Raw genomic sequence first — 13,145 nt, 5'->3', positions numbered from 1 at the left:
TAGTATGCCCACTTTTACAGGCGAAGAAGCACAAGAGTATGATAACCGTATTACCCGTTTAGTCCCAGGTTACGAGCTATTACATCAACTAACCAACGCACAGCTAAGCGCTACGTTAACTGATAACGCCCATATTTTAGTGGTAGGCGCAGGTACAGGTAAAGAAATCGCAGCGCTGGCGAATCTTAATTCTACATGGCAGTTTACCGCTCAAGATACCTCGGCCGACATGTTAGCCATTGCTAAGCAACGCTTTATAGAGCAAGGTATTGATGCACGTATCAGCATTGAGTGCCAACCAGTAGATAAATTAAAAGTTAAAGCCGACGCGGTATTATGTTTATTGGTGATGCATTTTGTTGAAGATAACGGCGATAAGAAGCAGTTATTAAAGGGGATTAAAAATAATCTTAAAAAATCTGCACCAGTATTTATTGCTGATTTAATGCGCCCAGAAACCCCGTTTGAACGAGAGGCACAACTTAATACATGCAAAGAGCTTGGCCTTAGTGAAGCAGGAAAAACGCAAATGGCACATAACTTAGAGCGTGAGTTTTACCCGCTTGATCGGATGCGTTTTAGTGAGTTACTTAATGAATGTGGCTTTGGCATTCCAAAACTGTACTTTAAAGCACTTGGTTTTAGTGGGTACGTGGTATAAATTTTTTGCAAAAAAAAAGCTAATATCGTATTGATATTAGCTTTATCGCTTAACGTTAGTTTAGCGTGGTGAGTGCGCTTTAAAGCCCACTCCCTTTAAATTAGATGCAAACGATGTTTTCAGCTTGCGGGCCTTTTTGACCTTGAGTTACGCTGAACTGTACTTTTTGGCCTTCAGCTAAAGTTTTGAAACCGTCGCCTGAGATTGCGCTGAAATGTGCGAAAACGTCTGGGCCAGACTCTTGCTCAATAAAACCAAAACCTTTAGCTTCGTTGAAAAATTTTACAGTACCAGTAGTTGTATTAGACATAATAATATCCTAAAAAAATAAATAAAAAATTGCCTTAAAATAGGCGTTTAACAGGAAGAAAACAAACATTTAACTTGAGGATATCGCGAAGGATTATTACTAATAACAACGTGGTACTTACAAATAAACTGGGCTTTCTATCAACCCGATGGCAAGCAGAATAACAGCAATACAGTTTATAACAAGCTTTATTTATACTTTATTTTTATATACAACTGTAAAGCCTCTCATAATAGGCTTTACAGCGTCATCGGCTTAACTTTTTAAACTTCGTGTTAAAACGTAACCTGTTAAAAGTGCAAATTACGCGCTCTTACAATATCTTTCATTACAATGGTTGAGGTTAAACGTTGTACACCTGGTAGGGCTGATAGCTTGTCATCGTAGAGTTGCTGAAACGCGGCTAAATCTTTAGTAACGACATGTAACAGGTAATCAGGTGTACCGAATAGCCGCTGAGCATTGGTGATCTGAGGAATAGCATCCACTGCTTGCTCTAATTTGCTTAACGACACTTTATCGCCCTCTTTAATAGTAATAAATACTAACGCAGAAAAGTTTAAACCCACTTTCTCAGGTGATATTTCGGTGCGGTAACCCACAATTGCTTTGCTTTTCTCAAGCTCTTTAACACGGCGGTGACAGGGCGACACGCTTAGCCCAACACGATCAGCCAATTCAGAGAGGGTAAGTCTGCCATCGACTTGTAATTCGGCAAGAATTTTCCTATCCATGGTATCCATAGTTAATTATTTCCTAAAATGAACGCTTATATTAGTAAAATACAGTAACTTTTACTCATCAGAAAGAAATAAAATAACTACTCACTTATTTTAGGTTATAGCGCTATGGATATTAATATTATTTTTTCTTTTTGGCTGGTATCAATTTTGTTTGTTCTCACCCCTGGTGCCGATTGGGCTTATACAATTAGCGCAGGAATAGCAGGCGATAAAATTGTTCCTGCGGTGTCAGGGTTAATACTTGGGCATTTAATGGCCAGTTTAATTGTGGTGGTAGGGTTAGGTGCGCTATTAGCATCGCATGCTATTTTTATAAAGCTGTTAACCTTGTTCGGCGCTTTATACATAATTTGGATTGCCGTATCACTATACCGATTTCCTCCTATGCCTGCTGCCTATAACGATGGCCAACAACACACCTCAGACACCCCTCTAAAGTGGATGAGAAAGGGTTTTATTATTAGTGGTTTAAACCCTAAAGTAATGCTGTTATTTTTAGCCTTGTTACCACAGTTTGTGTTGCCAACTTTATCGTTTTCTATCACTGAACAATTGCTGGTACTGAGTGTAATTCATTTAGTAGGCTGTGCGTTGGTGTATTGGTTAATAGGGATAAGTGCCAGAAAAATCCTTAGTAACAATCCCGCATTGTCGCTTAAGTTTGGGCGTGCATCGGCATGTGTACTGTTTATTTTGGGCTCACTAATGCTAGTTGATAGCGCACAAAAACTAACTCACGTCGTGTAACAGTAGCAAAAAAGAAAGTGGCTTATCTTAGCTGAGCCACTAATTCACTCAAACGGGCAATTTTAATATTACTCAGCTGCCTATAATCAAAATAGGGGCACACAATAATATTCTGGCTTTTATCTATAGCAAACTCATCATCAAGCCAATCAAATTGGGCGTTTAATTTACCTTGTTGTATTAAGTTTTTAGCGTGAGTTCGCCCAGCAATAATGTGCAACTGGTTTTTACTCTCAGTAAGCACCGGTGTGCTAAATAGTAAAGCAGTCCCGCTATGCTGTTGTAACAACAGCTCATCTCGATATGCTTGCCAGCTTACTGCTTGTTTAGCAAATGAGTAATGCTCGCTTGGCAGCGCAAATAACACTTTGGCGTACACATTAAAGACTTTTCGCCAGCCATTGCCACAGTGCTGATTTATGCTATTTATTTGCCCACTAGCCACAGGCTCTAACTGCGCAAGTGCTTCAAAGTAAGGCATAGGTGGGGCTTTTGCTACATACACGCCAACTCTAAATGAATTATCACCTAACCCTATTAACTGGCTGCTCACCTTAACTACTCTTATTTTGCGCTAAAATACGATCAAGGTTGTTAGCAAAGTTTTGTCTGTCACTTTGGCTCAATGGAGGCGGCCCACCACTCATTTCTACGCCACTTGAGCGCATAGTATCCATAAAATCACGTACATTTAGTAAAGAGCGAATGTTTTCAGGAGTGTAAAGCTCACCGCGCGGATTAAGCGCTTGGCCGCCGTTATCAATCACTTCGCTAGCTAGCGGGATATCTCCAGTGATCACTAAATCACCCTTTTCAATTCGTTTAACTATTTCATCATCAGCAACATCAAACCCTGATGACACTTGTAGTCGACTAATAAATTTTGACGGTGGAATGCGCATGGCATGATTTGCAACCAGTATAGTTTCTGTTTGCGTACGCTCTGCAGCTCTAAATAAGATTTCTTTTATTACCACCGGACAAGCGTCAGCATCAACCCAAATTTTCATGCTAAATTCTTTAAATTGCTTTAGTATTAGAGCGATCCTATAGCAATTTCTAAAGAAAAGGAAACAACATGAAGCTCGCTTTTAAAACCGCATTATTTATTACCGCTATGTTTTTACTTAGTGCCTGTACCAGCGCACCGGAAGGAATAACCCCTGTTAAAAACTTTGATTTAGAAAAGTACCAAGGCAAGTGGTATGAGATAGCACGATTAGACCACTCTTTTGAACAAGGTATGGAGCAAGTAACAGCCACTTATTCAATTAACGATGATGGAACAGTAAAGGTATTAAACAAAGGGTTTATTAGTGAAGAGCAGCTGTGGGACCAAGCTGAAGGCATAGCTAAATTTGTTGAAAATGCCGATACAGGGCATTTTAAAGTATCTTTTTTTGGCCCATTTTATGGCGCCTATATTATTTTTGAACTTGACCAGCCTGATTATCAGTATGCGTTTATTACCAGTTATAGTAAAGATTACTTGTGGTTTTTATCACGCACACCAACAGTAAGCAAAGAGCTTAAGCAGCACTTTTTAAGCCAAGTAAAGGCGCTTGGTTTTGCAACTGACGAAATTATTTGGGTAAATCAAAAAGCGCTGTAAAGGGGATTTACAAGTTGAATTGATAAATAGTCTAAGCTGTAATAAAACGATCACCTTACTGTAAGGTAAGTTAAATAAAGCAAGACTATAGTGACTGCATCTGCAAAGAAACAAGCAGGTGAAGACATAATGACAATCCCCCTTTTTAATTGGCAAGCCTGATGGCTTGCCATTTTTTTTACGCAATTTAGCCTGTTTTTTTGGGATCAGGTTTTTACTAACTAAAGCCCATTAAAACCAAAAAATAACGTACTCATGGCCAATATAACTAATATGAGTAAGTTAAAAAGTTTAGTTAACCTCACCAAAAAGCTATAAAAAGTCATTACAATTAAAGCACTTAACGTCATATAGCCACAAAATTGCAAACCACCATAACCTTGTAATTCGTTAACACATAACAGCAAACTTAGTAAAATACTGATCCAAGCAACACTCAATAAAACCAAACGCTGCTGTTGAGTGGGGCGCTTATTAAAAACATCCTTAAAATGATTAAATTTAGCCAGCGCAAAGCAGTTAAAAGCCACCAAACATAAGCTAAAAGGAAGCAAGACAATCATACTTTTTGCTCCTGAGTATTTATTGGAGTTGGTTTTTTAGCTTGCAGAGCAGTACGTAATTTTTCGGTTTGTAACAAAAACAGCAAACCAAACGCTAGAAAAAGACTATCAAACATAAATAATGCCCACTGCTCGTGACGCAAATAACTGATTATATTACCTTGTGTTGTTAGCGCATTAACAAGTGGCACACTAAAGCAAGCAATGCTGTTTATGGCAGCCATCACACACCACTGCAACTTGTCACGCTTTACAAAGGCAATGATGAACACACATAGCCAAGTTAAAAAGAAAGCGAGTATTTCTTTATCAGCGCGCTCAGCAACCTGTTTACTGAGTAAACGATTAGCCAAAAAGAAAGCCGATGTAGCCAAGGGTAGTCCCATCAATGTTCCTAGATTTAACCCTTCAACTAGCTTTAGCCCCCAAGATGGTTGAGTATTTTTTTTCATTCTTTCGCGTAAGCGCTTAGCCCACATTATGCAGCCTGTCGCTATCATTATGCAGCCGGCAATGCCGCCTAAAAAATATAAAACACGTAATAATGGTTCTGCTAAACGCCCAGTATGCATTGAGTTTAATGATTCATATAGCGCCTTACTGCCAGTGAGTTCATCATCAGTTTGAGCAACAAGCTCACCACTCGCTCCGCTAAAAATTAAACGGGGTGATTGATCCCTTAATGTTTTTCCAGGGCTCACCAAAACCATAATAGTTGCAGCGGCTTTATTCGGCTTATTAATAATTACCCGAGTTATATCAGCCTCTGGCCACTTAGTATAAACCTGATCTAAAACTGTATTGATAGGCACTAAAGGTGCAGTACCTTGCAATGATTCTGTTACAGGACTACTTGGCGAAACATCATTGAAAAAACCACGTATTCCATTTTCATAAACGGTTTGTGCGGGGTAGGGAAATATCATGAATATCAGAGTAATAATGCCGGTATAGGTAATCATTAAATGAAACGGTAAGGCAAATACAGAACTTAAATTATGTACATCTAACCAGCTACGACTGCCTTTATTAGCTCTAAAAACAAACATATCTTTAAAAATTCGTTTATGAATTACTATCCCTGATATCAATGCAATAAGCATAAACAAGCTTGCAAAACACACAATCCAACGCGCTGTTTTTACATCAATATAATGTAAATCAAAATGCAGGCGATAAAAGAAATTTCCCCCTCGGGTATCTGTAAAAGGGGCTAAAGGCTGCATATTATTTGGATCTAAACGGGTATTTTCAAAAGAGGCTCTGCGCTGCTCAGGCTCTTTTGGCTTAGCATAACCATACGTTAAATAGGGTACACGCTCTTCAGGAAGTGTTATACGCCAATTAGGGGCATTAGGTGCTTGGGTATTTAAATACTCAACGCCACTTATTATTTGTTGCTTTTGCGCGCCAATACGGTCTGTCTGCTGCTCAATATTATGAATACTTGGCTGATTCCATAAACTAACTTCATCTCTAAAAAAGCTGATGGTGCCTGCAAAAAATATTAAATACAGTAACCAACACACGAGTAAACCTACCCATGTGTGTAACCAGGTCATTGAGCGAAAAAAACTCCCTTTCATAACCATCCCTTCATTAACGACAATATAAAAAATTGCACTGCAATACTTAGTAAAATACTGATCCAAACTGTTTTTAACGACTGAACATAAAAACTATAAATAAACACCAGTGCATAAATTAAAATACTCGCAGACACACTTAAAAGAACCGCGTCAACTTTAGAGACCGGCACCACAACACTTAACAGCGACACACTGACGGCAGTAAAAAAATATCCGCCCACAATGGCAATAAAAAAACGCGATAAAACCGCTAATTCATAGTTAAAGCGCTGCATAAATTGCCATAACATAGAAAATACGGGTTTGGGAAAGTCTAAAAGACGGTTAGAGGCCTGCATATACTGCAAATTCCTTTTAAACATAGCTAAAAAAGATGGCGATATTATAACGCCAACAAATACAAAAGATAGTAATTCTTATTTGTATTTGAATGCAGTGATAAGCATTAAATTGAGTTAGTTAAATAGTGATCTGCAATTGAATTACAGATTAACTATAAAATAACCTGTATGAGTGAGTGCTTGTTCTGAATGCGTTGTTGTTGTCTACTAAATACATAAAGCCGCAGTAAATACACGTCAGTGTGTGAAATTAAAAGTTAGCTAAAGCACTCTCATGAATCAGTTTTTAAATGGCCTAACAGGAAAGTTTGATACAAGCAGCTAATAATTAAAGACCTTCTAAGCTTTAAATTTCCCTCAAATAACACTGGATCAGTATTTTACCAACAAGGGATAAAATACCACTGATATAAACCGATTTTTTACTAACTTATTACCGTAGAGGGCTAAAAAACCACCAAAAACGATGAAAAAACAGGCTTGGAAAATTAAATTTCATACTTTTAAGCCGACGTGTTAGTAAAAATCTGATCTTTGATAAATGCGGTTTAATCCGTAATGATTTTAATTGAGCAAATAACAATAGAGATGCAATGCGTAAATTATGCTCAATAAATAAACATGTCGCATAGATGTTGCAGCCACTTTATTTTACTCCTTAAGTACAGGCCTCCAACCATACAAAACTACAAGATGGTTCTGAAAGATTAAAAATAGTTTATAAACATCTATATAGGTTCAACATCTATTAAGTCACTATGACTATGCCTTAAAATAACTCCCTCTAGCGTTAAAATATAATTTACATCGGTGTTATTTTTCTTGTTGCATTTTGCTGGTCAAAATTAATAACTTCATATTGCTTATCTCTTTTAAAAAGCCTTAACGTTAACAAAAGATTTCATTTTGATAACAATTGTGTTTAAATCCGAAACAATGGATTGAGATAACCCTCTAAACTAATTTGCACGGAAGTAAAAAAATAATAATTTTTAAAAATGGAAAAACTATGAATAAAAAAATCTTTGCTGCTTCCGCTTTACTAGCAATCTCATCAACTTCTTTACTTGCATCTAACCAAACATTTCAAGCAAGTGTAAACGGTTGGACTGAGCCTACTTTTGCAGAAGATAGCGCACTGCACTTTGGTAAAATTCGCTTATCTACAAGTTCAACATGTACGATGGATAATGCTGGCGTTGTATCGGGTGACTGTGATGCGTCAGATGCAAACATTCAATTAGGTGGAATTACTGTATCTGGTTTAGCGCCAAATTCAGCAATGAATATTACTGTATCTGGAAGCACAGGCACTAACTTAACTTTTGCTCCAGTAACAACGGCTACAGATGGAACAACCAGTGTAACAACTGCTGACAATGTTGCGTCTCCTTTCACTACTGATGCAAGTGCAACAGATATTACCGTTAATGTATATGGTGATATGACCGTTGATTCTACACTGACAGCGGGCGCTGCTTACACTGTAGATTACACTGTAGATGTGTCTTTCCAATAAGACTATGAAAGCTGAGGCAATAGTAATTTACTAATTTAGTCTCAGTTTATTTTTTTGCGCAATTGCGCATTAAAAATAAAATGTGTGGAGCATCGCGCTCCACTTTTTATTATCATGTTGTTGAGTTGTCCCATGATGTTTAAACTTTTTTGTTGGGCTTCCCTTTGCCTAACTCTTTTACTACCTGAAATTTGTAGTGCCAACCTTGCGCTGTCTGAATACCGTTTATACTTCGATGGACGCACTAAAAATAATTCACTACTTATCCGCAATACCTCTAATAAAAATCTCGATTTTAAACTTGTTGTTACCCATAAAGATATGACCGAAGAAGGAGCGCTTATAGATGTTACTCCGCAACAAGTTGAAGGACGCTCTGCCAAAAACATGCTACGGTTTTCACCACGTCGCGGCACTATTGCCCCAAAAGGGATGCAAGCTATCAGAATGACCGTTCGCAAAAAAGCTGAGCTTGCTGTTGGCGAATACAGGGCGGTGCTTAAAATCATAGCCTCTGAATCACAAAACCCTGACGCTGATGGAATAAGTATTAGGCCTAAGGTTGCTTACAGCGTGCCTGTTATCGTTCGTCATGGCCAATTAGAGGCTGACTCAGAATTAATAAACCCGCAATTAATTACTCAAAATGGGCGCCCGACTCTAACATTTTGGCAAACACTCACAGGGAATCGCTCTGTGTATGGAAACTTTGAATTAGTTGATGAGAATAATGTAATGGTTGGTGAAATAGCCAATGTGGCCGTTTATACCCCTCTATCTCGTCGAAAGGTATACATCACTTTACAAGCTCCAGTGACAGGACCTTTGACACTCAATTACAAAGAAAACGAGCTTTACGGCGGTAAAATCGAGTTAGCGATCCCTATTAATATCAAATAGAAAGTGCTAAACATAAGGGCATTAGGCTGTGGTTTAGCGGCTCGCTTATTACTTTGTACATTACTGTTAATTGCACCTAAAGCAATCATCGCCAAGCAGTTACCGACTCTTTATCAATGGCCTATTGATGAGGAGGCTTTTGTGATTATAAATGTCAGGGTAAATGGGCGTTCAGTTGTCTCAGATTTAGAAGCCTACTATTCAAAATCAAATAAGTTGCTATTGCCCATAAGCGCCCTGAAATCGACTATGGGAATTAGCTTAAATGTGTCACAAAATACACTGGTTGCTAAAGTTGACTCAAGTGAGCTGGTGCTTAATACTGAGCTTTCCTCAACTTTAGCTCCCTCAGAAAATGTTTCATTGTGGGCTGTCGATGACTACGACCACTATGTTGATTTATCTGTCATAAATACACTTTTAAATACCGACTCGCGCTTTGATTACTCACTGATGCAGGTTTCATTTTCTAGTAGCTTGCTTACTTATAATAACAGCCAAATAACAAGTGGTATTACAAAACAAATTAAGTCCAAAGTACTGCAATACGATCACTTTATAGACGACCAATACCAAACGCTGACCTATCCGGTATCTGAATATTCGTTATCAGCAAGCTATAAATCGTCTAATAATCGTTATAAGGGGCTGCTCAGGCTTAATAGCTACTTTGACTTATTTCATCATCGAGCTGAACTACGATTCAACAAAAACGAAAACACCGCTAATACCTTTTTAAAAGTAACTAAAGACTTTAATTTAAGTGAACAAGATCACTCACTGGCACGCATTCACTACCAATTGGGAGATATTCAATCTCAATCAGATCAGCTTATTACTAGCTCAAATCAAGGTCGGGGATTTTATATTTCAAATGCTAACCCACATTCGGCACAAAACTTTTCAACCATTACCATTGAAGAACCCGCATTACCGGGCTGGCAAGCGGAGCTGTATCGAAATGGTCAATTTATTGCCACTACTCAAGCTAACGACGAAAATTTGGTTCGATTTACCGATGTTGAAACGTTTTACGGCAACAATATTTTTGAAATTAAACTTTTTGGCTCACAAGGCGAGCAAGTTACACGTACTCAAAAATATACAATAGGACAAGACGCTCTATCGCCCGGAAAAATAAGCTATCAAGTAGAGTTTTTAGAAGCAGATAAAAGCGTTTTTAATCAATCTAATAACGCTTCAACAGCGATGAGCAATTCCTTTAAAAGCAATCTATCATATGGCATTAGTGAATTTATCACTTATGACGCTCAAGTTACTCATTTGCAAACTGACCAAGATAACAGCAGCTACCTATCATCGGGGCTAAATACACTTACAGATCACGGCAGTTACCGTTTTCTAGCCACAAAACAACTCGATGCTGGCTATGCTTATTTTGCCGGCTTTAGAGGCCTACTTTCTGATACACTTTTTAACGACATCAGTGTTAATGCTGAATACAGTGCCCTTAATGACTTTTCTAGCGCTTTATTTGTAGCACAAGAGAACTCACTCAAAAATAGGCTGTTATTGAGCCTAAATGGTCGGACTGATTTCTTTAACTCCCTTAACTGGAATATGAGATGGAGCAATGAAGTACGTGAAAATACCAACACTAAAAACCGACTCTCATTAGGTATCAATAAAAGTTATATCGGAGGAACATGGTCAAGCCAACTATTTTATGATGACGATACGAATAACCTAATAAACCGGCTTTATTCTTCAATGGATATTGCCTCTTGGAAATGGACCAACACCTTAGATTGGCAGACTAATAATGGCGCAGAACTTACTCGTTTGAGAAGTAGTTTACGTTGGCCACAAACACAAAGCACCTTCAATCAAACCCAGCTGACATATCAGTCTAACTCTGCAGCAAATACGCTTTTAAGTCATCAGTATACATACCGCCATGAGATATTTAATATACAAGTATCAGGGCAAGTCGATAATCAAGGTGATTGGCGCTTTTCTTTAGGTTTAAATGGCACATTTAGTTTTGATCATTTAGAAGCAGACTTTAACTTTGACACTCCTCGCTCATTAAATTCCGGGCAAATAGAAGTTAGTTCGTTCATAGATTGGAATGAAAATGAAATCTTTGACCAAGGCGATGAGCCAATTCAAGACGTTAATTTTACTGGCAACTACCTATGGCGAGATAAATACACAAATAATGACGGAAAGGTCTTGCTGCCAAGCAGTTACGGTGGCCAAGTTTTAGATGTTAATTTACGCTCGTTGTCTAATCCTTACTTGCAGCCCTCTTTAGGGAAAATTAAAACATTGGCTCATAGAGGCGGGCAAACCAAAGTAAACATTCCTTTAGTTATCTACAACGAGGTTGAGGGGACTATCTATCTATCGAGCAATGAAAAGAGTAAACCTATCGCAGGACTGACGGTTGTACTTAAAGAAAAGAGCGGCGAAAAGCATTATTCAACGGTCACTGAATATGATGGTTATTATTATTTTTCTAATGTTTCTCAAGGAAGTTATATTCTTGAAATAGAAAAAAATGAGCAGCTATCAGAAAACATAACCATAAAAAACCTTCCCGAGCAGATCATCACTGAAAAAAGCGGCGATACCATAATACTGCAAGACATCATTGTATACACAAATAACGCTGAGACCTTAAATAAGCAACCAACAACAGCAGCTAAAGCAAACCAAAACACGCCTTATTTTGTGCAATTAGGCGTATTCAAAAAGTTTCAATCGGCACTTATTGTGGCGAATAAAATTGATAAAGCAGCCTATGCTTTGCAGTTATATAAACATGAAAACCGTGATAGCTATTACCTCGTTGCAGGCCCATATAATAATGCAGCTAAAGCACAGCAAACCATTAATGATGTTTATTCAATACCGGCGCTTCATGGCAGCTTTATGATTGATGCAAGGCGATATGCCTCACCACAGTGGCGAAAAATAGGGGAGTGGGGCGATATGCAAACCCAAAAAACTGAGACTTACTTTTGCCAGTACGTAGCATATACCTCTGAAAAATCAGTTAATAAAAAACTGCTAAGGGAAAATCCATCACTGTTCGTAGCAAAGCAAGCAATAAAAGGTGAAGCCCATTATTTGATGCTGTCAGGGCCGCATAATGCAAAGCAAACAGCGTGTGATAAGCAAGTGGTTAAACAAATAAAAGGGCTCACCACCGCGATAAAGAAACCTTGGCACAGCATTTTTGCTATAAATCAGTAGTAAAGTACTGCACCTGTGTTTTGCCATCACTGTTTAAATGCGACTCACATTTTATTTCACAACGCGCTCCCGCGGATTCGGCAACCCAAATCGATTGCGCGCTCTTTTTAATATAACAGGCAGAATACAGCGCATCTTCTTTTTGCGCAGCAACAACAAAACAGCGTTGAAAATTACCCAAAGGTAACACTTTAATTGGATAAACTTGTTCTTGTGCAATTACACCAGCACTAAACGTTTGAGATGATTTGGCATAAACAGCATACGAAATAGCGAGCATACATACCAAAAGCATTAAAATAGATATTTGTTTCATATAATTAAAGCGAATTAAAAAACAATATAGTAAGTGTAGAGTAAATTCTTTTTTATGTGTTTATTTAGCAATTATTAGATTGTAAATAGCAATGGCCGCCTATCTAATTAGTTGAATCACCACAAGTCAATGTACTGATGTTATAATACATTTTTTGCAAAAAGAACGGGGCACTATGTTAACTATTTCAAACAGCGTAACCATTGATGAATGGGAAGTAGAGCTAAGCGCTATTCGCTCGCAAGGCGCTGGCGGACAAAATGTTAATAAGGTAGCCAGTGCTATACACTTACGCTTTGATATAAACCGCTCTAAATTGCCCGAGTTTTATAAAGAACGATTACTTGCTTTAAAAGATTCAAGGATCACCAAAGAAGGGGTATTGATAATTAAAGCCCAGAGCCACCGCACTCAAGAGCTCAACAGGGAAGATGCGCTTAAACGGCTAAAAGATCTAATTTTAAGCGCCACAAAGGTTAATAAGGCACGTCGTGCTACCAAACCTAGCCGTAACTCACAGCGTAAACGTATGGATAAAAAAACCAAACACGGCCAAACCAAAGCTCTCCGCGGTAATATTAAGCTGTAACTTAAGTAACCTGACTCTGGTTAAGCACATAAA

At 38.2% G+C, this 13,145-nt stretch carries 15 protein-coding genes; 7 read left to right on the top strand and 8 right to left on the bottom strand.

Annotated features, from left to right (window positions below):
* Positions 1 to 4: 4 nt before the first annotated feature.
* Complete coding sequence (locus DK924_RS09820; protein ID WP_055012635.1) at positions 5 to 661, top strand: class I SAM-dependent methyltransferase; 657 nt, start codon at positions 5 to 7, stop codon at positions 659 to 661.
* Between the two features lie 100 nt (positions 662 to 761).
* Here the strand turns inward: DK924_RS09820 and DK924_RS09815 are convergent, their stop codons facing one another.
* Positions 762 to 971: a cold-shock protein gene (locus DK924_RS09815; RefSeq protein ID WP_008110773.1), complete on the bottom strand. Its 210-nt coding sequence runs from the start codon at positions 969 to 971 to the stop codon at positions 762 to 764.
* Positions 972 to 1,261: 290 nt separating this feature from the next.
* The gene (locus DK924_RS09810) at positions 1,262 to 1,705 is read right to left on the bottom strand and encodes an Lrp/AsnC family transcriptional regulator (RefSeq protein ID WP_226916194.1); all 444 of its coding nucleotides are present in this window, start codon (positions 1,703 to 1,705) and stop codon (positions 1,262 to 1,264) included.
* Between the two features lie 114 nt (positions 1,706 to 1,819).
* Between DK924_RS09810 and DK924_RS09805 the strand changes: the two genes are divergently transcribed.
* A complete protein-coding gene (locus tag DK924_RS09805) occupies positions 1,820 to 2,461 on the top strand; it encodes a LysE family translocator (RefSeq protein ID WP_054201493.1) in 642 nt (213 codons plus the stop codon).
* 22 nt (positions 2,462 to 2,483) lie between these two features.
* On the opposite strand, the gene DK924_RS09800 is transcribed toward DK924_RS09805, so the two are convergent.
* Complete coding sequence (locus tag DK924_RS09800; RefSeq protein WP_010388717.1) at positions 2,484 to 3,014, bottom strand: DUF6942 family protein; 531 nt, start codon at positions 3,012 to 3,014, stop codon at positions 2,484 to 2,486.
* Position 3,015: 1 nt separating this feature from the next.
* On the bottom strand, positions 3,016 to 3,471 hold the full coding sequence (locus DK924_RS09795) for a YaiI/YqxD family protein (RefSeq protein WP_010388718.1): 456 nt from the start codon (positions 3,469 to 3,471) through the stop codon (positions 3,016 to 3,018).
* 68 nt (positions 3,472 to 3,539) lie between these two features.
* Here DK924_RS09795 and DK924_RS09790 point away from each other — a divergent pair, with 68 nt between their 5' ends.
* The gene (locus DK924_RS09790; protein ID WP_055012638.1) at positions 3,540 to 4,073 is read left to right on the top strand and encodes a lipocalin family protein; all 534 of its coding nucleotides are present in this window, start codon (positions 3,540 to 3,542) and stop codon (positions 4,071 to 4,073) included.
* 221 nt (positions 4,074 to 4,294) lie between these two features.
* Here DK924_RS09790 and DK924_RS09785 read toward each other — a convergent pair whose 3' ends face one another.
* Genes DK924_RS09785 through DK924_RS09775 form a run of 3 tightly spaced genes read right to left on the bottom strand, consistent with a single transcriptional unit; the run spans position 4,295 to position 6,563 of the window.
* The gene (locus tag DK924_RS09785) at positions 4,295 to 4,636 is read right to left on the bottom strand and encodes a DUF3325 domain-containing protein (RefSeq protein WP_055012639.1); all 342 of its coding nucleotides are present in this window, start codon (positions 4,634 to 4,636) and stop codon (positions 4,295 to 4,297) included.
* Positions 4,633 to 6,222, bottom strand: a complete 1,590-nt coding sequence (locus DK924_RS09780; RefSeq protein ID WP_109875033.1) for a PepSY domain-containing protein — start codon at positions 6,220 to 6,222, stop codon at positions 4,633 to 4,635. Before DK924_RS09780 ends, DK924_RS09785 begins: the two co-directional genes overlap by 4 nt.
* A complete protein-coding gene (locus tag DK924_RS09775) occupies positions 6,219 to 6,563 on the bottom strand; it encodes a hypothetical protein (protein ID WP_054201497.1) in 345 nt (114 codons plus the stop codon). The genes DK924_RS09780 and DK924_RS09775 overlap by 4 nt, the downstream gene beginning before the upstream one ends.
* A 1,012-nt stretch (positions 6,564 to 7,575) precedes the next feature.
* On the opposite strand from DK924_RS09775, the gene DK924_RS09770 reads away from it, so the two are divergent.
* The 3 genes from DK924_RS09770 (at position 7,576) to DK924_RS09760 (ending at position 12,207) form a co-directional block, all read left to right on the top strand.
* On the top strand, positions 7,576 to 8,085 hold the full coding sequence (locus tag DK924_RS09770; RefSeq protein WP_010388724.1) for a hypothetical protein: 510 nt from the start codon (positions 7,576 to 7,578) through the stop codon (positions 8,083 to 8,085).
* A gap of 132 nt (positions 8,086 to 8,217) precedes the next feature.
* Positions 8,218 to 8,985, top strand: a complete 768-nt coding sequence (locus tag DK924_RS09765) for a molecular chaperone (protein ID WP_241773569.1) — start codon at positions 8,218 to 8,220, stop codon at positions 8,983 to 8,985.
* Between the two features lie 3 nt (positions 8,986 to 8,988).
* Positions 8,989 to 12,207, top strand: a complete 3,219-nt coding sequence (locus DK924_RS09760) for an SdrD B-like domain-containing protein (RefSeq protein ID WP_109875032.1) — start codon at positions 8,989 to 8,991, stop codon at positions 12,205 to 12,207.
* Here the strand turns inward: DK924_RS09760 and DK924_RS09755 are convergent.
* Complete coding sequence (locus DK924_RS09755; protein ID WP_109875031.1) at positions 12,194 to 12,523, bottom strand: hypothetical protein; 330 nt, start codon at positions 12,521 to 12,523, stop codon at positions 12,194 to 12,196. The genes DK924_RS09760 and DK924_RS09755 overlap by 14 nt on opposite strands.
* A gap of 175 nt (positions 12,524 to 12,698) precedes the next feature.
* On the opposite strand from DK924_RS09755, the gene arfB reads away from it, so the two are divergent.
* Entirely contained in the window at positions 12,699 to 13,112 is a 414-nt protein-coding gene (gene arfB, locus DK924_RS09750) for an alternative ribosome rescue aminoacyl-tRNA hydrolase ArfB (RefSeq protein WP_010388730.1), read from the top strand.
* Positions 13,113 to 13,145: the final 33 nt, after the last annotated feature.

This window comes from Pseudoalteromonas sp. meg-B1 (genome assembly GCF_003173795.1).
GTDB classification, from domain to species: Bacteria; Pseudomonadota; Gammaproteobacteria; order Enterobacterales; family Alteromonadaceae; genus Pseudoalteromonas; species Pseudoalteromonas undina.
The sequence above is the reverse complement of the archived record's forward strand: the minus strand, read 5'-3'. Positions and strand labels throughout refer to the sequence as shown.

Bases quoted from the DNA above. Each gene is read 5' to 3' on its own strand.
- DK924_RS09775 (WP_054201497.1), bottom strand. From the start codon at position 6,563: ATGCAGGCCTCTAACCGTCTTTTAGACTTTCCCAAACCCGTATTTTCT.
- DK924_RS09815 (WP_008110773.1), bottom strand. From the start codon at position 971: ATGTCTAATACAACTACTGGTACTGTAAAATTTTTCAACGAAGCTAAA.
- DK924_RS09805 (WP_054201493.1), top strand. From the start codon at position 1,820: ATGGATATTAATATTATTTTTTCTTTTTGGCTGGTATCAATTTTGTTT.
- DK924_RS09770 (WP_010388724.1), top strand. From the start codon at position 7,576: ATGAATAAAAAAATCTTTGCTGCTTCCGCTTTACTAGCAATCTCATCA.
- DK924_RS09780 (WP_109875033.1), bottom strand. From the start codon at position 6,222: ATGAAAGGGAGTTTTTTTCGCTCAATGACCTGGTTACACACATGGGTA.
- DK924_RS09755 (WP_109875031.1), bottom strand. From the start codon at position 12,523: ATGAAACAAATATCTATTTTAATGCTTTTGGTATGTATGCTCGCTATT.
- DK924_RS09820 (WP_055012635.1), top strand. From the start codon at position 5: ATGCCCACTTTTACAGGCGAAGAAGCACAAGAGTATGATAACCGTATT.
- arfB (WP_010388730.1), top strand. From the start codon at position 12,699: ATGTTAACTATTTCAAACAGCGTAACCATTGATGAATGGGAAGTAGAG.
- DK924_RS09810 (WP_226916194.1), bottom strand. From the start codon at position 1,705: ATGGATAGGAAAATTCTTGCCGAATTACAAGTCGATGGCAGACTTACC.
- DK924_RS09785 (WP_055012639.1), bottom strand. From the start codon at position 4,636: ATGATTGTCTTGCTTCCTTTTAGCTTATGTTTGGTGGCTTTTAACTGC.
- DK924_RS09790 (WP_055012638.1), top strand. From the start codon at position 3,540: ATGAAGCTCGCTTTTAAAACCGCATTATTTATTACCGCTATGTTTTTA.
- DK924_RS09765 (WP_241773569.1), top strand. From the start codon at position 8,218: ATGATGTTTAAACTTTTTTGTTGGGCTTCCCTTTGCCTAACTCTTTTA.
- DK924_RS09795 (WP_010388718.1), bottom strand. From the start codon at position 3,471: ATGAAAATTTGGGTTGATGCTGACGCTTGTCCGGTGGTAATAAAAGAA.